The organism is Chimaeribacter sp. YP20170169, from assembly GCF_056739715.1.
Genome location: NZ_CP176824.1, coordinates 1,269,502 through 1,293,980 on the forward strand (window position 1 = coordinate 1,269,502; position 24,479 = coordinate 1,293,980).

The following is a 24,479-nucleotide window of genomic DNA, read 5'->3' on the forward strand; positions in this document are numbered from 1 at the left end:
TAACGCTAAGCTGGCGCGGTTTTTTACCGCTCCGGCTATTTTACGCGCCTCCTGCGTTCAGAGAGCGTAATAACCTGATGCAAGGCATTCAGGTTATCCCCCACCTGCCTTTTCCCGTTGGAAAGGGGCCGGGTGGGAATTTTCGCGAATTCTGTAAAGAGTGAGGCAACTATTTCAACGATAAATTCCTCCGCCCGTGAGGGCGGGGTGCTCTTTTCCCAACTCAGCGACGGCGCAATAACTGCCGCCGCCGCTACGCTAGTCATCAACCCGGTCGCCACGGATGGCATGATCAATTTTGCCGAGGCGGAAGCGGAACCCGGCATCACCGTCAACGGCACGTCGTCGCTGGTCAATGCTGACCTGACCGTGACGCTCGGCAGCGGCAGCTACACCACCCAGACGGATGCCAGCGGCGGCTGGAGCGTCATTATCCCATCACACACCCTCAGCTACCCGGCGGGTGCCTACCCGGATGGCAACTACACCCTGACCGCCAGCGTGGCGGATGGCAACGGCAATAGCCAGGTGGTGAGCCGGGTGCTCTACCTCAACAGCGACAGCGGCTCGCTGCCGTCGGGCGGCGGCGGCTTTGAGAACAGCGTCAACAACGGCGCGGAGCACCGGGTGGGGCAGACCATCAACGGCTGGACTGAAAACGTCGAGGCCGGGCAGGAGGTGATACTGCACATCAATGAGCGGGTCTACACCACGCAGGTGCAGGCGGATGGCAGCTGGCAGGTGCTCCTGTCCGCGGAGGAGGTCGCCTCGCTGCCCAACGGCACCGACAACCTCTGGATCACCGTCACTGACCGCGCGGGCAACCCGGTGGAGCCGGCCCTCTCACGCTTTATCTTTGAGGACAGCCTGCCGGGCATCGCCATTGATACCGTGGCCGGTGACAACATCATCAACTCGGCGGAGGCGCAAGGCGACGTGGTGATCCAGGGCATCGCCCATCTGGTGGCGGCGGGGACACCGGTCACGCTGGCGCTCGGCAGCCTGAGCTACAGCACGCAGGTGCAAGCGGATGGCAGCTGGCGCGTCACGGTGCTGGCGGCGGATGTGCAGGCGCTGGGCGACACCCAGCTGGCGGCGGTGGTAGAGACCACCGACGAATTTGGCAACCCGCTGTCAGACAGCCTGCAACTGGTGACGGACATCATCGACACGCCGCAGCTCTACTTTGACGCCTTCGCTGGCGATGACGTGCTGAACGTGCAGGAGCAGGCCACCGACCAGTACTTCACCGGCCACGCCTACTTTGTCGAGCCGGGGCAGATCGTCACCCTCCATCTGGGCAACTTCACCTACAGCGCGGTGGTGGATACCTTCGAGAGCTGGAGCGTACTGATCCCGGCCTCGGATCTGGGCCAGTTCTCCACCGGCCCGGTCGATATCACCGCTACGGTAGCGGATCGCGCCGGTAACACCGCCTTTGCCGAGGGCAGTCTGTACGTCAACCTCAACGTCGGCAGCCTCACCCTTGACTCGATCGCCGGTGACAACCAACTGAATGCGGCGGAGGGGGCGCAGGATCTGGTGATCAGCGGCGACACCGAGGATGTGCCGCTGGGCAACGGGGTGAATGTCATCCTCAACGGCAAGATCTACTTTACGACGGTGATTAATGACGCCGGTCACTGGAGCGTGACCATCCCGGCAGCGGATCTGGCGCAACTGCCGGATGGCCCGAACACCGTGGCGGTCAACACCGGCGACAGCGCGGGCAACAGTCTCGACATCACCCAGACCCTGATGGTCTATCAGGACAATTTGCCGTCGCTGCGTATCAACCCGGTCAGCGGTGACAACGTGCTGAACGGGGCGGAGGTGCAGAGTGACCAGATCATCAGCGGCACCACCCGCCATGTGCAGAGCGGCCAGACGGTGGAATTGGAGGCCGATGGCGTCACCTACAGCGCCGTGGTGCAGGCGGATGGGCGCTGGTCGCTGATCATCCCGGCGGAGGCGGTGGCGGACTTTGGCAATGGCCGCGAGGTGCTGCGCGCCAGCGTCAGTGACGTGGCTGGCAACCCGGCCAGCGCCTCGCGGGCAATCCACGTCCACAGCCACCGTGACGGCCTGAGCATCGACCCGGTCACCGGCGACAACCTGATCAACGCCAGCGAGGCAGACGGGGCGATCGCCCTGAGCGGCCACACCGAGGGGTAGCGCGCGGCGCGCTGGTGCACCTGACGCTAAACGGCCAGCACTACAGCGCCCGCGTCGGCCGGGACGGCAGCTGGTCAGCGCGCATCCCGGCGGCGGATGCAATGGCGCTGGAGGAGGGGACGGCGACGCTGACGGCCCATGTGCGTGGCGCGCATGGCCGAATGCTGTGCGCCAGAGCCACGCTCACCGTCGATCTCACCGCCCCCAGTTTGGCGCTGGCACCGGTCACTGGCGATAACCTGATTACCCTCCAGGAGGCGCAGGCGGGCTTTGCCCTGACCGGCACCGCCAGCGCGGTGGCGGCCGGGCTGCTGGTGATGATCATGCTGGATGGGGTGAGTTACCACGCGCCGGTGCAGGCGGATGGCAGCTGGACGGCCGCCATCCCGGCCGGGGCGCTGGCAGACCAACCGGCGGGCGAGTTGCCGCTGGCCATCAGCCTGAGCGATCTGGCTGGCAATCTGGCGCAGGTCAATAGCGTACTGACGCTGGCCGGGGCAGAGGAGGCGCGTGCACCTGCCGCCATTGAGAGCGCGTTGATGGCGGCACCCGCCGCGGCGGAGGTCGCGGCCACGCCCGATCAGGCTGAGGAGGGGGGCTTTATTGGCGGCCTGCGGCTGGAGAGTGTGCAGGGCGAGGCGGTGGGCGGTAGCGGCAATGATACCCTGCTGCTCACCACGGCGGAGGTGGCGCACATCGACGGCGGCGCGGGCATCGATACCCTGCTGCTGGCGGGCGAGGATCAGCACCTCGATCTGGCGGCGCTGGGGCTGAAGATTGAGCATATCGAGATCGTCGATCTCGGCCAGAGCGGTAGCAACAGTCTGGCGCTGGGCCTGCATGAGGCGCAAACCCTCAAGGACACGCCGGATGAGAGCCTGCTGATCAAGGGGGCGGCGGGCAGCCAGCTCAATCTGGTGGGCGATGGCAGCCTCTGGACGGAGAGTGGCGAGCGGCAGCTGGATGGGCTGCTCTTTGACGTTTACCACAACAGCGCGTTGGAGAGCGACAACACGCTGGGCGACGTGCTGGTGCAGCAGGGGATTGTGGTGCACCAGATCTAACATCCATCACATTAGGCCGGGGCAACCCGGCCTTTGCCATTCAACACGCCATAAAACGTTCGCTTTTTATACGGATAAAGCAGGCCGCCGGCTGGGCTGCTCGATTCAGCTCGCACAATAGATAAATTTTTCTGATGTGTCCTGGCCGCCCCTTTTTCTGTGTTAAAAGTTGTGTTTATTATGTGCACCTTAAGTTAAATTATAATAAGTTTAGTTAAATTTGTTTTTAATCAGCATTTTATAGCGGGTGTTTGCCGTTATAAACCGGTTTATTTAACAAAGTTGCATCCGTTTACATCGATGTAATAAATATTTTTTATCTCTATGATAGATTTTTTTTAAAGCAGAGCCACACTTTGAAACATATACCTAGAGGGTCGCTGACTCAAAAAAGCATCGTTTATCAATGGTCAGGACATCACTGATTATTTTTATGTAGTGTTTATTTTTTGTTCTTTGTTGCCGTGCCACACCAGATTGAGAAACCACAAAGCCACAAATTAAGTGGGCTTTAGTCAATTTTCCGCGCGTCCTACTCCCTGCTGTATGCCGGGCCACAGGCACATGGAATTTTTTCACGACGATTTGGATAAGAGGCAGCATATGGCAACCGGACAGATCCTTTCCCGCAATGAAGGCACTTTCATCTCCCAGGTTTCAGACGGCTCCCAGACGTTCTCCCTTACGGAGCCGAGCATTGTGCGCCTGAATGGCGTGCGCAGCATGGTCACCAGTTATGAGCGCGTCGGCAACGACCTGATCCTGCACATGCAGGATGGCACCACGGTGCGCTATCGCAGTTTCTTCCTGGAGGATGCCGCCGGTTACCATAGCGAGCTGGTGTTTGATGATGGCACCGGCCTGCTCGACCATGCCGTCTTTGCCGAGGCAGCCGCCCCGGCGGCACCGCTGGCGCTGGAGCCGACCTTTGTGGCGCTCGATGGCTTGGCCGCGCTAGAGTTTGCTGGCTCGGTCTTCACCCCGGCAGTGCTGGCCGGGCTGGGCGCGGTGGCGGTGGGCGGTGGGGTTGCGATTGCCGCTGGCACCGGTGGTGGCGGTGGCGGCGGGGAGGATGACGATGGCACGCCGGGTGCGACCCCGGTACTGACCCTGACGCCCGCCGCGGGCGACAACCAGCTGAATGCTTCCGAAAGCCAAAATGACCTGACCCTAACCGGCACCCTGCAAAATGCCCCGGCGGGCAGCACGGTACAGGCCACCCTGAATGGCGTCACCTATCCCGGCACCATTGGCGCGGATGGCAGCGTCTCGGTCACCATCCCGGCCTCCGCCCTCCAGGGCCTGCCGGATGGCACCAGCACCATTGGCGTCACCATCACCACCCCCACCGGCCAGACCAGCCAGACCACCATCCCGCTGATCGTTGACAAGACACCGCCCACCCTGAGCGTGACGCCCATTGCTGGCGATGGCGTGATTGACGCCACCGAGGCCAGCCAGCCGCTGACCGTCAGCGGCACCGCCTCCGCCAGCGAAGCGGGCCAGCCGGTCACCGTCAGCTTCAACGGCGTGACCTACAGTGGCACCGTGGCCGCAGACGGCAGCTGGAGCCTAACCATTCCGGCGGAGGCCCTGAGCGGGCTGGCTGATGGCGGCTACCTGATCACCACCAGCCTGAGTGATGCCGCTGGCAACACCACCACCCTGAGCCAGAGCGTGACCCTGAACGCCAGCGGCGCGGTACTGCCCACCCTGACCCTCAACCCGTTCACCGGCGACAACGTGCTGGACGCCACCGAGCGCCAGAGCGACCAGATCCTCTCCGGCACCACCAGCGGCATTGAGGCTGGCCAACCGGTCACTGTCACCCTGAATGGCGTGACCTACAGCGCCAGCGTCGGCGCGGATGGCAGCTGGAGCGTCACCGTGCCAGCCGCCGACTTGCAGGCGCTGGCGAATGGCACCACCAGCCTGACCGCCACGGCCGCCAACGCCGCCGGGCAGGGGGCAGCCGCCAGCGTGGAGCTGACCGTTTCCGTCGGCGGCAGTGAGCCAAGCGTGACCCTCAACCCGTTCGCTGGCGACAACGTGCTGGATGGCACCGAGAGCCAGAGTGACCAGACCCTCTCCGGCACCACCAGCGGCATTGAGGTCGGCCAGCCGGTCACCGTCACCCTGAACGGCATCACCTACACCACCACCGTCGGCGAGGGCGGCAGCTGGAGCGTCACCGTGCCAGCCGCGGACTTGCAGGCGCTGACTGATGGCACCACCACCCTGACCGCCAGCGCCACCAACGCCGCCGGGCAGGGGGCAAGCGCCAGTGTGGATCTGACCGTGGCGACGGGCGGCGGCGGTGAACCGACCCTGACGCTCGCGCCGTTCGCCGGCGACAACGTGCTGGATGCCACCGAAAGCCAGAGTGACCAGACCCTCTCCGGCACCACCACCAATGTCACCGCTGGCCAGGTGGTGCTGGTCACCCTTGGCAGCAACAGCTACACCGCGGTAGTGGCGCAGGATGGCACCTGGAGCGTCAATGTGCCGTCTGCTGATTTGCAGGCGCTGGCGAGCGGCGACCTTACCCTGAGCGCGGTGGTCAACACGGCCAACGGCCAGCAGGCCACCGCCAGCGCGACCATTACGGTAGAGGCCGCGGCGGTCGATCCGACCCTGACCCTCAACCCGTTCACCGGCGACAATATCCTGACCGAAGAGGAGAGCAACAGCACCCAGACCCTCTCCGGCACCACCACCGGCATTGAGGCCGGGCAGACCGTTACCCTCACCCTGAACAACAAAACCTACACCGCCACCGTCGGCGAAGATGGCAGCTGGAGCACCACGGTGCCAGCGGCCGATCTGGCGCTGATCCCAAGCGGTGACGCCACCCTGACCGCCACGGTCACGACGCTGGAGGGCACCGAAGTCACCAACAGCCTGCCACTGGTGATCACTGCCAACGGGCCTGACCCGGTGCCAACCCTGAGCCTTGATCCCTTCGCGGGCGACAATGTGCTGAGCGGCGCGGAGAGCCAGCTGGCGCAGGCGCTGACCGGCACCACCACTGGCGTGGAGGCGGGCCAGACGGTGACCCTGACGTTGAATGGTGAAACCTACAGCGCGCTGGTCTCTGCGGATGGCAGCTGGCGCATTCTGGTGCCAGCGGCCGATCTGGCGGCGCTGGCGGCGGGCGAGCAGACGCTGGATGTCAGCGTCACCAACCTCAACGGTCAGCAGGCCACCGCCAGCCAGACCCTGACGGTCGAGGCCCCCGCTGAACTGCCCACAATTGCCCTGAATGTCATTGCCGGGGATAACGTCCTGACCAGCGGCGAAGCGCAAACTGAGCAGCTGGTGAACGGCACCACCACCAACGTCGAGGCCGGACAGACGGTCTCGGTGGCGTTTGGCACCCTCTTCACCGTGCAGGCCACGGTACAGGCCGATGGCAGTTGGAGCGCGCCGCTGACCGCCAGCCAACTGCAATCGCTGATTGGTGCCGGTGACAGCCTCGCCGTGACCGCCACGGTCACCGATCAGGCCGGTACGGCAGCCACCGCCAGCAGCAACCTGATTATCCAGCCGGATGCCCCCTCCATCACCCTGGACGCCTTCGCCGGCGACAACGTGCTGAGTGGGGACGAGGCGGCCGTTGCCCAGACCCTCTCCGGCACCACCACCGGCGTCGAAGCGGGCCAGACCGTGACCCTGACGCTGGGCGGCAACAGCTACACCGCCAACGTAGGAGAAGATGGCCGCTGGAGCGTCGAGGTGCCAGTGGCCGATCTGGCTGGGCTGGTGACCGGTGACCTGATTGCCGCCACCGTCAGCAACCTCGCTGGCCTGCAGGCCAGCGCCAGCAACACCCTGACCGTCGATGCCGCGCTCCCCTCCTTGACCCTGGATCCCTTCGCGGAAGACAACATCCTGACCGAGGATGAAACCGGCACCGCGCAAGCGGTGAGCGGCGCGACCACCGGCGTGGAGGCGGGGCAGAGCGTCAGCGTGACGCTGAATGGCCGCACCTACACCACCACCGTCAATGAGGATGGCAGCTTCACGGTGGACGTCCCGGCGGCCGACCTGCTGCTGCTCAGCAATGGACAGGCGCTGCTGACCGCTACCGTCACCAACCTCGCCGGGGAGAGCACCAGCGCCAGCGAGCCAGTGACCGTAAACTTCACCACCGAGCGCCTGACGCTCGATCCGATCACCGCCGATAACCAGATCAACGCCGCCGAGGCGGCCGCGGGCTTCACCATCAGCGGCAGCGCGCCGGATCTGGCAGCTGGTACGCCAGTGACCATCACCCTCGGTGATCGCACCTTCACCGCCACGGTGAATGAGCAGGGCACCTGGAGCGCGCCGGTGGGGGCCAATGCCTTGGTTGGCCTGCCGGATGGCACCCAGACCCTGACCGTCAGCGCACCGGGCAGCGCGCCGATCACCGCTGACATCGGCGTCTTTATCCAGAATCAGGCCAACTTCAACGTGCAGGTCAACGCGCCGTTTGAAGACAGCGTCCTGACCGGCAACGAGGCGGCCACTGACCAGCTGCTGACCGGCTCCACCGGCATCACCGGGGCCGGGCAGAACGTGGTGGTGACCGTCAATGGCATCAACTACACCGCCACCGTCACGGAGGAGGGCAACTGGACGGTCAACATCCCGGCCGCCGCCCTGCAAGCCATCACTGGCGACACCAGCCAGATCACCGTGCAGGCCACCGACGTGGCGGGCAACACCGCCAGCGGACAGGCCAGCTTTGACGTGGCGTTCGGCAACGCGGTGGTGACGCTGGATCCGATCGCGGAAGATAACCGCATCAACGCCACCGAGGCGGCCGCGGGCGTTACCATCACCGGCAATGCCGGGGCAGAGGCCGCTGGCCTGCCGATCACTGTGGCCCTGAACGGCCAGAACTACAGCGGCACCGTCAACCCGGATGGCAGCTGGTCGGTGCCGATTCCCGCCACCGATCTGCTGAACCTGCCGGATGGCACCACCACCCTGACCGCTGCCGTGGCGGGTAATCCGCCCGCCAGCGTCGATCTGGGCATTTTTGTGCAGAACCTGCCCGCCCCAATCACCGCCACGCCGTTTACGGATGGCGTGCTGGATGCTGATGAAGCCGCCACTGACCAGATCGTCACCGGCACCACCGGCGTGGCCGGGGCAGGCCAGATCGTCAGCGTGAACCTGGGCGGCACCGACTACCCGGCCACCGTGGATGAGAACGGCAACTGGAGCGCCACCCTACCAGCCACCGCGTTGCAGGCACTGCCAGAGGGCACCACGCCGCTGACCGTGACCGCCACCGACGCCGCAGGCAACAGCAACACCGCCACCACCAATGTCGAGGTGGATCAGGTGCCAGCCGCCATCACCCTCGATCCGCTCGGGGGTGACAACATCGTCAATGCCGATGAGGCGGCGGCGGGCCTGACCGTGAGCGGCAGCGCCGCCGGGCTGGCGGAGGGCGATCAGCTGACCATCGCGGTCGGCGGCCAGACCTACACCACCCCGGTGCTGGCGGATGGCACCTTCAGCTTTGATTTGCCTACCGAAGATGTGCAGAACTGGACTGGCAACCCGCTGACCCTGACCGTCACCACGCCGGAGGGCGAAGTGACCAGCGTCGAGATTGGCAACTATGTGCAGAACACCCTCGCGCCGACGCTGGAGACGCCGTTTGGCGACAATGTGCTGACCGCCGAGGAGGCGGCGCTTGATCAGGTGCTGACCGGCACCACCGGCGCCATCGGGGCCGGGCAGGGCGTCACCGTGACGCTGGGCGACAACACCTACACCGGCAGCGTGGATCAGGCTGGCAACTGGAGCGTCACGCTGCCTGCCACCGACCTGCAAGCGCTGGAAGATGGCACCGCCACCCTGACGGTGACCGTGACTGACGCCGGTGGCAACACCAACAGCACCGACTTCACGCCGACCGTGGCCGTCACCGCACCAACCTTGACGCTGGATGCCATCGCGGGCGACAACCTGATCAACTTTGCCGAAGGCTCGGCGGATATCACCGTCAGCGGCACCTCTTCCGTCAACAACGGCACGGTCACGGTAACGCTGGGCACCCAGACCTTCACCGCCCAGACCGCCGACGGGGGTGCCTGGAGCCTGACCATCCCGGCCGACACCCTGACGGCGGCGGGTGCCTTCCCGGATGGCACCTACCCGCTGACCGCCACCATCACCGATGCCAATGGCAACACCACTACCACCACGCAGGATCTGGTGATCAACGCCGACTCCGCCTCCCTGCCGACCCTGACCATCACTGGCTTTGGCAGCGGCGACACGGTGCTGGATGGCGCGGAGCACCAGGTGGCGCAGACCCTGAGCGGCACCACCACCAACGTTGAGGCGGGCCAGCTGGTGACCCTGACCCTCAATGAGCAGACCTACACCACTACCGTGCAGGGCGACGGCAGCTGGAGCGTGATTGTGCCCGCCGACGCGGTGGCCGCGCTGCCAGCTGGGGCTGGCTCCCTGACCGCCGCCGTCTCTGACAGTGCTGGCAACGCCGCTGACCCGGCCACCTTTGACTTTAGCGTCGAGGAGACCCTCACCGGCATCGCCATCGACACCATTTCGGATGACAACCGCATCAACGCGCTGGAGGCCAATGGCGATCTGGTGGTGCAGGGGGCGACCACCAACGTGCCGGAAGATACGCAGGTGGCGCTGGCACTGGGTGGCCGCACCTACTTCGCCCGCACGCTGGCGGGGGGCCGCTGGAGCATCACTGTGCCAGCCGCCGATGTGCAGGCGCTGGGCGATGGCCCGACGGAGGCGGTGGTCACTACCACCGACGTGCAGGGCGATACTCTCACCGGCACGCTGGCGCTGACCCTCTACGTCAACCCGCTGCCGGTGGCGACCGTGGATACGCCGTTTGGCGATGGTTATCTCAATGCGCAGGAGGTGGCAACCGATCAGGTGCTCACCGGGCGCACCGGCGTCACCGGGGCCGGGCAGACGGTGCAGGTGACGCTCAATGGCACCGAGCTGACCGGCACGGTGGACAACAACGGCAACTGGAGCGTCACAGTACCGGCAGTGCTGTTGCAGGCACAGAGCGGCAACGTGGCGATCGCGGTGCAGGTGGCGGATGCCGCTGGCAACGTCAGCAATGCCCAGGCAACCGTGACCGTGGATACCACCGCGCCGACCGTGACCCTCAATGCGCTGGCGGGCGATGACATCCTCAACGCCGCCGAACAGGCAGTGCCGCTGGTGATCAGCGGCACCAGCAGCGGCGGCACCGCTGGGCAGACCGTCACCGTCGTCCTGAATGGCGTGTCATACAGCGGCGAAGTGCAGGCAAGCGGCAACTGGCAGGTCACCGTACCGGCCACCGATCTGGCGGTGCTGACCAATGGTGGCCTGACCGTCACCGCCACGCTGGCCGATGCGGCCGGCAACCCGGCCACCGACAGCCGCGCCCTGACAGTCAACAACACCCTCGGCGGGCTGGCCTTTGATACCCTCTCCGGCGACAACGCCCTCAATGCCACCGAGGCGGGCCTGCCGCTGGTGATCAGCGGCACCACCGTCAATGTGGCGGCGGGCAGCACCGTCACCATCACCGCGGGCGGGGAGACCTACACCGCGCTGGTCACCAACACCGGCAGCTGGAGCACCAGCATCCCGGCCACTGCCTTTGCCGATGGCCCCAACGCCATCACCGCCACCGTCACCGACAGCGCGGGCACGGCGCAGAACGCCACCACCTCGCTGGATGTGCATGTCACTAACCTGCCGCAGGCGACCCTCGACCCACTGCCAGCCCTGAATGCTGATGCCGCGCAGAACCCGCTGGTGATCACCGGCGATACCGGTGTGGCGGGCGATGGGCAGTCGGTCACCGTTACCCTGAATGGCCAGACCTACACCGGGCTGGTGGCGGGGGATGGTAGCTGGAGCGCCACGATACCCGCCGATGACCTGGCGGATCTGCCGGATGACGGCTACCCGGTCACCGTGACGGTGACCGACGTGGCGGGCAACATCAGCACCACCGCCGGCCAGCTGGTGGTGGACACCGCCGCGCCGGGGCTGTCACTGGATCCGATCGCCGGTGATAACATCATCAACGCCGCGGAGCTGGCGGCGGGCATCACCCTGAGCCTGACCACCGAACCCAACAATCTGGTGACCGCCACCATTAACGGGCAGGTCTTCAGCACCACCGCCGATGGGAATGGCGCGTGGAGCGCGCAGATCCCACCGGAGGCGCTGGTCGGGCTGGCGGATGGCACCTATCAGGTGGTCGTCACCAGCCAGGACAGCGTCGGCAACGTCACCAGCGTGACCCAATCCTTCACGCTGGCGGCCACCGCACTGCCCACCCTAACGCTCAATGCCTTCGCTGTGGACAACGTGCTGGATGGCGCGGAGCGTAGCGTTGACCAGCTGCTGAGCGGCACCACCACCAACGTGCAGCCTAACCAGACGGTGACCGTCACCCTCGGCAGCCAGACTTACACCGCCCTTGTGCTGGCGGATGGCAGCTGGAACCTGACGGTGCCTGCCTCTGACCTGCAACTGCTGGCCGCTGGCGCGATTACGCTGGATGCCAGCGTCAGTGATCTGGCTGGCAACCCGGCCACCGCCACCAGCGAGATCACCGTCAATACCGGCGTCGATTCGCTGGCAATTAACCTGCTCTCCGGCGACGGCTATTTGAATATCGATGAGGCGGCGGCGGGCCTGACGGTCAGCGGCGCGGCCACCGGCGTGACCGGCGGCGCGGCAGTGACCGTCACCTTCAATGAGCAGACCTACACCGCCGACGTGAACGGCGATGGCACCTGGAGCGTGGTGATCCCGGCTGAAGCGCTGACCGGGCTGGCGGATGGTGCCTATACCCTGACCGCCACCACCCCCGGCAATGACGGCACGCCAATCACCGCCAGCCAGGATCTCAACGTCCTGATCAATAACCCGCCGGTGGTCGTCAGCGATCCGGCCTTTGGTGACGGCTTCCTGAACATCACCGAGGCGGCGAACGGCGCGACGCTGAGCGGCCAGACCGGCGTCACTGGCGTCGGGCAGAGCGTCAGCGTCAACTTGGGTGGGCAGACCTTCACCGGCACGGTGGATGAGAATGGCCTGTGGCGCGTTGATATCCCCTCCGGCACCCTGCAAACCCTTACCGATGGGCTGGTGAACTACAGCGTGCAGGTGAGTGACGTGGCGGGCAACCTCGCCAACACCACCGGTGCCTTCACCGTTGACATCACCCCGCCGGGCCTCAACATCGGGCCGTTGACCGCCGATAACATCGTCAACCAGACCGAGGCGGCGGGCGCGCTGACCCTGAGCGGCACCTCCGCCGACATCCCGCGCAATGGCGCGCCCGGTGCGACGGTCAACGTGACGCTCAACGGCCAGTCCTACAGCGGCACCGTCACCGAGGAGGGCACCTGGAGCATCCCGCTGGAGCCGGGCGTGCTGGCGGGCCTGCCCAACGGCAGCTATGACATCGTCGCCTCCATCACCGACAGCGCGGGCAACCGCACCGAGGTGACCAGCAGCGTCACCCTCGCCACTGACCCGGCCAGCACGCCGGAGCTGGTGTTCAACGTCTTCGCGGGCGATGACATCCTGAATGGGGCCGAGCAGAACACCGCCCAGACCCTCAGTGGCTTCGCCTATAACGTCGAGCAGGGGCAACTCGTCACCCTGACCCTCAATGGCCGCACCTACACCGCCGAGGTGATGAGCGACAACAGCTGGAGTGTGCAGGTGCCAGCCAATGACCTGCGCCTGCTGACCAACGGTGACGTCACCGTCACTGGCACGGTGCAGGATGTGGCGGGCAACGTCGCCACCGGCGAGCGCACCTTTGAGGTGAACCTCGATCTGGGCGGCATCAGCCTCAACACCCTGGCAGGCGACAACCGCCTGAACGTGCAGGAGAGCGCCGCCGGGCTGGAGATCAGCGGCACCACCCAGGGCGTGGCGGCCAACACCCCGGTCACCATCACGTTGGGCGGCCAGACCTACAACGCCACCACCAATGAGCTGGGCAACTGGCTGGTGCTGGTGCCGCAGTCGGCGCTGGTTAACCTGGCCGACGGGCCGCAGACCGTGGAGGCGACCACCACCGATGCCGGCGGCAATCTGGTCAGCAACAGCAGCACCCTGACAGTGTTCCTGCAAAACCTGCCGCAGCCGACCATCGATACGCCGTTTGGTGATGGCATCGTCGGCAGCGCCGACGCCGCACTGCCGCAGACCCTGACCGGCAACACCGGCACCACCGGCGCGGGCCAGAGCGTCACTGTCACGCTGGGCGGCGTGCTCTATGACGGCACCGTCGATGAGAACGGTGTCTGGAGCGTCACCATCCCGGCCCAGACGCTCAATGGCCTGCCGGATGGCACGACCAGCATTGATGTCACCGTCAGCGATCTTGGCGGCAATACCGCCAGCACCAGCATCCCGGTGCAGCTGGACTTCAGTGCGCCGCTGCTCACCCTGGATAGCATCACCGGCGATGACCTGCTCAATGCTGCCGAGATCGCCAGCGGCGTGCCTATTTCCGGCACCGGCTCGGAGGTGGGGCAGCTGGTCAGCGTGCTGTTTAACGGCAATACCTACACCGCCGAGGTGCAGCCGGGCGGGGCGTGGAGCCTCACCCTGCCATCCACGGCACTGGTTAACCTGGCGGATGGCCCCTACACCCTGAGCGTCACCCTGACGGACGGGGCTGGCAACCCGACCACCATTGATCGGGTCGTTACGCTGGATGGCAACGCTGCCAACCTGCCAACCCTGACCATCGACAGCTTCGCCGGTGATGACATCGTCAACGGGGCCGAGTCGCGCACAGCCCAGCTGATCAGCGGTACTACCGAGAACGTGGAGGCGGGGCGCAGCGTCCTGATCACCCTCGGCGCGGGCAGCTATACGGCGCAGGTGCAGGCGGGCGGGGTGTGGTCGGTGAGCGTGCCAGCCACCGATCTCGCGCTGGTCAGCAACGGCGCGCAGACCATCAGCGCTACCGTCACGGATCTGGCTGGCAACCCGGCTACCGCCACCCGTGACGTCACCTTCAACAACGCCGAGGGCGGACTGAGCATCGACCCGGTCACCGGCGACAACCTGATCAACGCCGTGGAGGCGGCCGGGGCGATTGTCATCAGCGGCTCGAGCGCCAACGTGCCAGAGGGCGGGGCGGTCACCCTGACCTTCAACGGCAATGAGTACACCGCCGTGGTCGGCCCGCAAGGGGGCTGGAGCGTCACCGTGCCGGTGGAGGACACCGCGCTGCTGACCGACGGCAACCTGCTGCTGACCGCCACCGCCACCGATGCTGGCAATACCCCGCTCACCGCCAGCGTCACCGTGGGCGTGTTTGTCGATGCCCTGCCAGCGCCGACCATTGACACACCGTTTGCCGATGGCCTGCTGAGCCGCGCCGAGGCCACCAACGTGGCCGGGCAGAGCCTCTCTGGCACCACCGGTATCACCGGTGATGGGCAGCGTGTCACTGTCACCCTCGGCGGCCAGACCATTACCGCCGACGTCGATAGCAATGGCACGTGGAGCGCCACCCTGCCAGCCAGCCTGCTGAGCGGGCTGGGCGAAGGCCCGACCACCGTAACGGTCAACGCCATCGACGCCGCGGGCAACAGCGTACCGAGCGAAAGCACCTTCACCGTTGACTTCACGCCGCCGACCTTGACGCTGCAACCGATCTCCGATGACAACGTGCTGGTCAACACCGACACCAGCACCACCGTTACCGGCTCCTCGGATGCCATCGGCCAGACCGTGGTACTGACGCTGTTTGGCGTGCCCTACCAGGCCGAAGTGCAGCAGGATGGCAGCTACACCTTCTTCCTCAGCGGCCTGAACCAGCAGCCAAACGGCATCTACCCCTACAGCATCAGCGTGACCGATGCGGCGGGCAACGTCACCACCCTCAACGACGAGCTGCGCGTGGCGCGTAACCTGGACATCGCCATTACCCGCGATGCCTTTACTGGCGATGATGTGATCAACGGCGCGGAAGTGCTGGTGCCGCAGACCATCAGCGGCAGCACCGTGGGCGTCGAGGCGGGGCAGCTTGTCACCGTCAACTTCAATGGCACCGACTACACCACCGAGGTCACCGCCGGTGGCGGCTGGAGCCTTGTCCTGCCGCAGGGCGCGCTGGCCGGGCTGGCGAATGGCGACAGCGTCATCATCGCCACCAGCGTCAGTGACATCTACGGCAACACCGCCGTCCAGAGCGGCTCGGTTACCGTTAACCTGGATGTGGGCGGCATCGCCTTCGATCCGGTCTCCGGCGACAACTTCATCAACGCCAACGAGGCGACCGCCGATGTCACCCTGAGCGGCGTGGCCACCAACGTGGCCGAAGGGGCGATTGTCACGCTGGCGCTGGATGGTCAGAGCTACATCGCGGCGGTGGGGCCGAACGGCGCCTGGAGCATCACCGTGCTGGCGGCAGACGTGGCCCGCCTGCCGGATGGCACGGTGCCGCTGACCGCCAGCGTCACGGATCTGGGCGGTAACCTGATCACCCAGACCGTTGACATCGGCGTGCACATCACCAACCTGCCGGCCCCGGTCATTAGCAGCCTGTTTGGTGATGGGGTGCTCAACAGCGCGGACGCCACCGCTGACCAGACTCTCTCGGGCACCACCGGCGTCAGCGGCAATGGGCAGAGCGTGGATGTAGTGTTGAATAACGTCACCTACAACGCGGATGTGGACCCGGATGGCAGCTGGACGGTGACGATTCCGTCTGACGACCTGCAAGATTTGCAGGATGGGCCAAACGCCGTCACCGTCACCGCGCGGGATGCGGCGGGCAACCTCAACCAGACCACCGGCAACGTCACCGTGGACTACACCTTGCCGGTGCTGGTGGTCAACCCGGTGAGCGGCGACAACGTGCTGAATGGCGCGGAAGCGCAGGCCGCCTTTGATGTCAGCGGCACCACCGATCCGGCCGAAGTGGGCCGCACCGTGACGGTGCTGCTCAACAGCGTCACTTACCAGACGACAGTGCAGGGCGATGGCAGTTGGCTTGTCACCATCCCGACTGGCGCGCTGACCGGCGTGACGGCGGCCAGCGTGCCGCTCTCCGTCAGCCTCACTGATGCCGCTGGCAACAACAGCACCGTCAATAACCCGCTGACGCTGGTGACCGGCACACCGTTGCCGCAGATCAATACCCCGCTGGACGACAGCTACCTCGGCCTTGCCGAGGCCTCCCAGCCGCAGACCCTGACCGGCAACAGCGGGGTGGCGGGGGCGGGCCAGACCGTTACCGTCACCCTCAACGGCGAGACCTACCCGGCCACCACGGATGAGGCAGGCAACTGGAGCGTGACCCTGGCACCAGAGGTGCTGCAAAGCCTGCCAGAGGGCATCCAGCAGGTGCTGGTGAATGTCACCGATGCCGCTGGCAACCAGGGCAGCGCGCAGAGCGCCCTGACCGTCGACTTCACGGTGCCGGTGCTCAACGCCACCACCATCAGCGGCGATAACGCCATCAACGCCGCCGAGTCCACCCTGCCAGTCACCATTATCGGCAGCACGGATCCGGCCGAAAGCGGCCAGCCGGTCAGCGTGCTGTTCAATGGCACCACCTACACCACGCTGGTGCTGGGCGATGGCAGCTGGAGCATCGACCTGCCGATTGAGGTGACCCAGGATCTGGCCGATGGCACCTATCCGGTCGAGATCACCCTGACTGACGCCGCCGGCAATATCTCCGCGCCACAGACCCTGACCCTGACCGTGGATGCCTCTGACGCCAACCTGCCGACCCTGACCGTTACGGCGGTCGCTGGCGATAACTTCATCAATCAGGCGGAGGCGGCGGCCGATGTCACCATCACCGGCAGCAGCACCAACCTGGAGGAGGGCCGCCCGGTCACCGTGACCCTGAATGGCCTAAGCTATGGCGGCACGGTGGGCGTGGACGGCACATGGAGCGTGCTGGTGCCGCAGGCGGATATCGCCAACCTGCAAGATGGCGCGCAGACCCTGACCGTCACCTCCTCGGATGCCAGCGGCAACCCGGCCAACAACATCGGTGAGTTCACCGTGGCGGCGCAGGCCGCCAGCCTGCCGCTGATCACCCTCAACGCCGTGGCGGGCGATGGCATCATCAATACGCTGGAGGCGCAGGCTGACGTCACCATCAGCGGCAACAGCCAGCGCCTGCCAGAGGACAGCCTGCTGACCGTCACCCTCAGCAGCGGCCCCAGCTACCAGACGCAGGTCGCCGCCGACGGCAGCTGGAGCGTGCTGGTGCCGCCAACGGATATCGCGCTCTCCCCATCAGGCACCACGCTCGACATTAGCGTCACTGCCACCGATGCCGCCGGTAACACCGGCACCGGCAGCACCAGCGTGCTGGTGGATACCGCCACACCGGCCCTGAGCGTGAATACCAGCGCCGGGGTCGATCTGGCGATCAATCAGGCCGAGGCGGCGGTTGGCCTGACGGTCAACGGCACCACCGAGCCGAACATCAACGTCGCGGTGCAGTTCAATGGCACCACCTACAGCGTGGCATCGGGTGACGATGGGCAGTACAGCGTGCTGATCCCAGCGGGCGACCTGCAACTGATTACCGCCAATGGCCCGCTGCCGCTGACGGTATCGATAGTGGATGCCAGCGGCAATACCATCAGCCAGAGTGTGGATCTGACGGTGGCCTTCAACGCACTGCCGACCCTGACCCTCGACACGCCGTACACGGATGGGCTGGTCAATATCGCCGAGGCAACGAGCGACTTCACCCTGACCGGCAGCGTCACCAATCTGGCGGCGGGCAGCACGGTCAACGTCACGCTGGGCGACTTCACCACCACCGGCACCGTCAACGGTGACGGCACCACCTGGAGCGCGCTGATCCCGGCTGGCAGCCTGACCACGCTGGGCGATGGCCTCTATGCGTTGCAGGTCTCTGCCACCGATGTCTATGGCAACGTGGCCTCCACCGATACCAGCGTCGAGCTGCTGGTGACCACCGCGCCGGCCATCGGCTTCAACCTGCTGTTTGGCGATGGGCTGCTGAATGCCGCCGAGGCCACCACCGATCAGGTGATCAGCGGCACCACCGGCCTCACCGGGCCGGGGCAGACCGTGGCGCTGACCCTTGATGGCACGGCAGTGGATGTGACGGTCGATGAAAATGGCGTCTGGAGTGCCACCCTGACCGCCGCCCAGTTGGGCGATCTGGCGGATGGCACCCACACGCTGGCGCTGACCGCCTCTGATCGCGCTGGCAACAGCGCACAGAACAGCGTTGATTTCGCCTCCATCGTTGACACCCTGCCAGCCCCGACCTTCGATGTGCCGTTTGGCGATGGCATCATCAATGCCACTGAGGCGGCGCAGGGCGGAGAGTTCACCGGCACCACCGGCATTGTGGGTGCGCAGACCGTGACGGTGAACATCAACGGCACGCTCTACACGGCGGAGGTGGACACCGACACCGGCAACTGGCGGCTGCCGCTGCCGGCGGAGGTGCTGACCGCACTGCCGGATGGCGAGTGGCTCGGCACCGTGACGGTCACGGATGGCGCAGGCAACAGCGCCACCATTGGTGGCTCAATCACCGTTGCCGTCAATAATCTGCCGCAGGCAATCCTGAATGCGCCATTTGGCGACCTGCTGCTCAACAATGCGGAGGCCACGGCCGGGCAGACCCTGACCGGCGAAACCGGGCTGGCGAACCCTGATGGCACCGTGACGGTTACCGTGAGCATCGATGGCGGGGCGCCAATCGCGGCAGACGTGGATGTCAACGGCTTCTGGAGTCTGGATTTGGCACCGGAGTTGCTGCTCGCGCTGGCAGAGGGGCCTCATACCCTGAGCGTCACCGCCGCCGACTTCGCGGGCAACAGCAACACCAGTGCGCCGCTGACCTTTGTCGCCAGCCTGGCTGGGCCGGCACCGGTCATCGACACGCCGTTTGGCGATGGCCTGCTGAGCATCAATGAGGCCGCGGGCGCCCTGACGTTGACCGGCAACACCGGTGAACCCGCGCCGGGTGAGAGTGTGCAGTTGACACTGGATCTCAATGGCGTGACCTACACCGGCACGGTAGAGGACAACGGCGACTGGACGGTGACCCTACCGGCGGGCGCACTGCGCTACCTGCCGGATGGCCAGCATGAGCTGGAGGTGACCATCACCGATCAGGCGGGCAACAGCGCCACCGAGACCGCCACCTTTACCTCTGACCAGACTGCGCCGCTGCCGGCCTTCTCCGTGGCTTCTGGCACGGGGATACTGGACAACGCCGCCGTTGTGAACGGCGCGACCTTCACCGGCACCACCGGCGAGATTGGGGCGGGCCAGAGCGTAGTTCTGACGCTCGGCACCGAGACCTACACCGCCAGCGTGGATGAGAGTGGCAACTGGTCAGTGTCGTTCGCGGCCGGTGAACTGGCCTCGGTTGCACAGGGCAACCAGCCGCTGATCCTGACGGCGACCGATGCCGCCGGTAACAGCGCCACCATCAACGATGTGATCTTCGTTGATACCACGGTGCCGGTCATCACCGTCACCACCTTCTCGGCCGGGACGACCCTGGAATACCTGGAGAGCTTCGATACCCAGACCCTGACCGGCACCACCACCAACGCGGAACCGGGCGACATCGTCACCGTCAGCATCGGCAACCTCTCCACCACCGGCGTGCTGGCAGCGGATGGCAGCTGGTCAGTTAACGTGACACCGGCGCAACTGGCCGGGCTGGGGGCGGCGGGCGGCGTGATTAACGTCTCCATCACCGATCTGGCGGGCAACGTCGGCAACACCAGCCTGACCGTGGCGGTCGATCTCACCCCGCCGCCGGATCCGCTGCTGATTGTCGGCGCGATCGGCGGTGATAACATCATCAACGCCGGCGACACCACCCTGCCGGTCACCGGCAGCTTCGCCAACCTGCTGCCAGACAGCACCGGCACCATTACGCTGACGCTGGCGGATGGCACCGTGATTGGCAGCGTAGGGATCTCTGGGGCGGCGGGCGACTGGACGGCACAGGTTGACGCTACCCTGATCCCGGAGGGCAACGACACCCTGACTGCCACCCTGACCACCAGCGCAGGCCAGACCCTGACCGGCAGCGTCGATGTGCTGGTGGATCGCACGCCGCCGACCCTGACGCTCAACCCGTTCACCGGCGACAACGTGGTCAACGCCAGCGAGGAGAACAGCAGCCAGACCATCAGCGGCACTGCTTCCACCAGCGAGGCAGGGCAGATTGTCTCCATCACCTTTAACGGCACTACCTACCGGGCGGCGGTGCAGGCCAACGGCAACTGGTCGGTGAACATCTCAAGCGGTGCCTTGCAGGCGCTGGATGACGGCACCTACCCGATGGTCGCCACCCTGACCGATGCCGCCGGCAACACCACCAGCCAGTCCCAGGATGTGGTGCTGGACACCAGCGCGCCGCTGATCACCGTGGATGCGCTGCTGGGCGTCAACATCCTGAATGCCGCCGACATCCTGATTGGCCAGGTGCTGACCGGTACTGCCGTAGGGGCCGAGAACCAGACCATCGGCCTCTATCTGGGCGATGCCAACCCGATCGCCACCGCAGTGGTGCAATCGGATGGCACCTTTACCCTTGACCTGACGCCAGAGGTGCTGGGCAGCCTGACTGAGGGCACGCTAGTGTTCGGCCTGCGCGTCAGCGATGTGGCGGGCAACCAGACCGAAGCCACCCTGACCGTCAACAAGGTTGTCAATCAGGCGCTGAACCTGGTGGTGGACTCGGTGTTTGGCGACAACACGCTGAACGCGCTGGACACCACGGTGGCGCAGACCATCAGCGGGGTGGCGACCTCCGCTGGCGTCGGGGCAACGGTCTCCGTCAACCTGGGCGGCACCAACCTGACCGCAGCGGTCGGCCAGAATGGCCAGTGGGCGATTGTAGTACCGCCAAGCGTGCTGCAAGCCCTGACGGATGGCGATTTGGCGGTCAACGTCACCCTGACGGACGCCGCCGGCAACAGCCGCAGCGTCAGCCAGACCGTGACCACCATCATCAATAATGTGCCGGTGATTGGTGACCTGACCGGCCTGTTTGGCGGTGACAATCTGCTCAACGTCGCCGAGGCGGCGGTCAACCAGACCGTCAGCGGCGTGGTGACGGCGGCCACGGGTTCGACCGTCAATGTCACACTCGGTACTCGCAGCTATCAGGGCACTGTGGCGGCGGATGGCAGCTTCAACGTGCTGATCCCGGCGGTGGATCTCGCCACGCTGGCGGTGGGCAACACCAACCTTGGCGTCACTGTGGTTGACCCGGCGGGCAACGTCGCCTCCACCACGGCGAGCATTGGCGTGTTTAACCTGCAGCCGACCATCACCCTCAACCCGATCTTCAACAACGGCATCCTCAATGCCGCCGATGCGCTGGTGAACCAGACCATCAGCGGGATAGTGACCAACGCCGCGCCGGGCAGCAGCGTGACGCTGGCGGTTGGCAACAGCACCGTCAATGCCACGGTGGGCAACAACGGCACCTTCACCGCCACCGTGACGCCTGACATCTTGGGCACCCTGGTCGATGGCCCGCTGACGGTAAACGCCACCCTGAACGGTGCGTCGGGTAATACCGCCACCGCCAGCGGGCTGCTGACGGTGGATGTCACGCCGCCGGTGATTACCCTCAACCCGCTGTTTGGCGATGGCCTGCTGAACGCCGCGGATGCGCTGGTCACCCAGACGCTGAGTGGCGTGGTCAGTGGCGCCGAGGCCGGGGCGCGCGTGGCGGTAACCATTGGCAACCAACAACTGGTCACCACCACCGCGGCAGATGGCAGCTTTAACCTCGGCATCACGCCCTCCGTACTGCGCACCCTGACGGATGGCAACCTCTCCGTGGGCGTAACGGTGACGGATGCCGCGGGCAACAGCAACAGTACCACCGGCACCGCGCTGGTCGGCATCACCAACCTGCCGACCCTGACGGTTGACCCGCTGTTTGGCGGCGACAACGTGCTGAGTCTGGTCGAGTCGCTGGTGACCCAGACCGTCAGCGGGACAGTGACCAACGCGGCAGCGGGCACCACGGTCAACATCAACGTGGGCAACATCACCACCACCGCGGCGGTTGACCAGAATGGCCGCTTCAGCGCCGCGCTGACGCCGGACATCCTCGGCACCCTGCTGAATGGTAACCTGACGCTCGGCGTCTCCCTGAGTGACCCGGTCGGCAACGTCGCCAGCTTCAGCACCGGGGTGCGCGTCGGCACCAGCCCGGCCACCGTGCCGACCGTGACGCTGAACACTATCTTTGGCGATGGCGTGCTGAGCGCGGCGGATCTCGCTACCGCCCAAACCATCAGCGGTACTACCACCAACGCGGCGACCGGCTCCAACGTCAGCGTCACGCTGGGGGGCAGCACCTACACCACCACCGTGGGCAACAGCGGCACCTGGAGCCTGACGGTGCCCACCAGCGCGCTGGCGGCGCTGGCCAACGGCAACCAGGCGGTAGTGGCGACGGTGACCAACACCTACGGCAACACGGCCACCGCCAATGGCTCGGTCAGCGTCATCGCCCAGACCCCGCCGACCGTGACCTTGACCTCGGTGTTTGGCGATAACGCCATCAGTGCGGCGGATTCGCATCAGGCGCAGACCATCACCGGCACCACCACCAACGCGGAAGGTTCTATCGTCAGCGTGACGCTGGGGACGCAGACCTTCACCACCACGGTGGCCTCTAACGGCACCTGGAGCCTGTCGGTGCCGTCCACCACCCTGATCGCGTTGCCGGATGGCAACTATAACGTCACCGCCAGCGTCACCAACGCCGCCAACCTGACTGGCAGCAGCAGCGCCGCGGTGCAGGTGATCACCCATACCACGCCAACGGTGACGCTCAACAACTTCTTCGGCGGCGACGGCTACCTGAACCTGAGCGAGGCCAACGCCGGGCAGACCATCAGCGGCACCTCCACCAACGCGGTGGGTGGCACCGCCACCGTCACCGTAGCCGGGGTGAACCACACCGCCACGGTGGCGGCGAATGGCACCTGGAGCGTCACGCTGGCCCCGGCAGAGCTGCGCGCCATCGCGGATGGCGCGCATACGGTCTCGGTCACCCTGCGTGACGCGGCGGGCAATACCGCCGCCGCCAGCCGCGCCTTTACGGCGGATGTGCAGACGCCGCCGGAAGTGGGCGTCTACCCGCTCACCAGCCTGGTGGGTGTGCTGCTGACCGGCCTGACGGTGACTGGCCCGACCCGTAACCTGGCAGCGGGCAGCCGCGTCACCGTTAACCTGCAAGGCCTTGTGCAGACCGGCACCGTGGATGCCTTGGGCAACTACAGCGTCCACTACAGCGGTGGCTTGCTGACCCAAGTGGGGGTCACCCTGCTGTCAACCGTCACGGTGTCGGCCTCGGACGTGGCGGGCAACACGGCGGCGGTCACTACCTCGCTGCTGCTTGGCTCACTGCTGAGTGAGCCGGCAGTGGCGGCCACCACGCTGGCGGCGGTCACCACCGATGACGTCTCGGCACTCTCCACCGAGGATGCTGGTACGGTCACGCTCTCGGCCTTCAGCGTGACGGCGGAGGGCGACAGCAGCCAGCCAGAGAGCACCCTGACCACGGCGCTGGCCACACCGGATACCACTAGCACCACGGCGGAAACCGGCACGGCAGCCGAGGAGACGGCCTACTCGATTGGCGGCATGACCCTCGATCTCTCCACCAACGGCGGCGAGGCGGTGGGTGGCAGCGGCAATGACACCATTGCGCTCTACACCCTCGACTTCTCGCACATTGATGGGGGTGCCGGCACCGACACCCTGTTGCTGGCGGGCACCGAGCAGCACCTCGATCTGGTGGCGCTCGGGCTGAAGGTGGAGCACATCGAGATCTTTGACCTCGGGCAGAGCGGCACCAACAGCATCACGCTGAACCTCAATGAGGCGCAGAACGTCAAGGATGCGCCGGCCGACACCCTGCTGATCAAGGGGGCGGATGGCAGCCAGGTCAATCTGGCGGGCGACGGCGGCACCTGGGCCAACACCGGTGAACGGGTAGTCGATGGCATGACCTTCGACGTCTACCACAACAACACGCTGGACAGCAGCAACACGCTGGCCGATGTGCTGGTGCAGCACGGCATCCAGGTGCATCAGGTATAAGGAGCGACATCGCCGGGGCGACGGCCCCGGCTGGGAAGAGAAAGGTCTGACGCAAGGGGCCGGGCACTGTCCGGCCCCGATTAAGTATGGAAAGCAGAG

At 65.7% G+C, this 24,479-nt stretch carries 3 protein-coding genes; all 3 read left to right on the forward strand.

Annotated elements, in window-relative coordinates; translation table 11 throughout:
- The first annotated feature begins 207 nt into the window (after positions 1–207).
- The 3 genes from ACK3SD_RS05705 to ACK3SD_RS05715 all read left to right on the forward strand — a co-directional run bounded on the left by ACK3SD_RS05705 (position 208) and on the right by ACK3SD_RS05715 (position 24,380).
- Positions 208–2,175, forward strand: coding sequence for an Ig-like domain-containing protein (locus ACK3SD_RS05705; protein ID WP_481127059.1), 1,968 nt, complete (start codon positions 208–210; stop codon positions 2,173–2,175).
- 14 nt (positions 2,176–2,189) lie between these two features.
- Positions 2,190–3,239, forward strand: coding sequence for a hypothetical protein (locus tag ACK3SD_RS05710; RefSeq protein ID WP_481127060.1), 1,050 nt, complete (start codon positions 2,190–2,192; stop codon positions 3,237–3,239).
- Between the two features lie 603 nt (positions 3,240–3,842).
- The gene (locus ACK3SD_RS05715) at positions 3,843–24,380 is read left to right on the forward strand and encodes an Ig-like domain-containing protein (protein WP_481127061.1); all 20,538 of its coding nucleotides are present in this window, start codon (positions 3,843–3,845) and stop codon (positions 24,378–24,380) included.
- Positions 24,381–24,479: the final 99 nt, after the last annotated feature.

Bases quoted from the DNA above. Each gene is read 5' to 3' on its own strand.
- ACK3SD_RS05715 (WP_481127061.1), top strand. From the start codon at position 3,843: ATGGCAACCGGACAGATCCTTTCCCGCAATGAAGGCACTTTCATCTCC.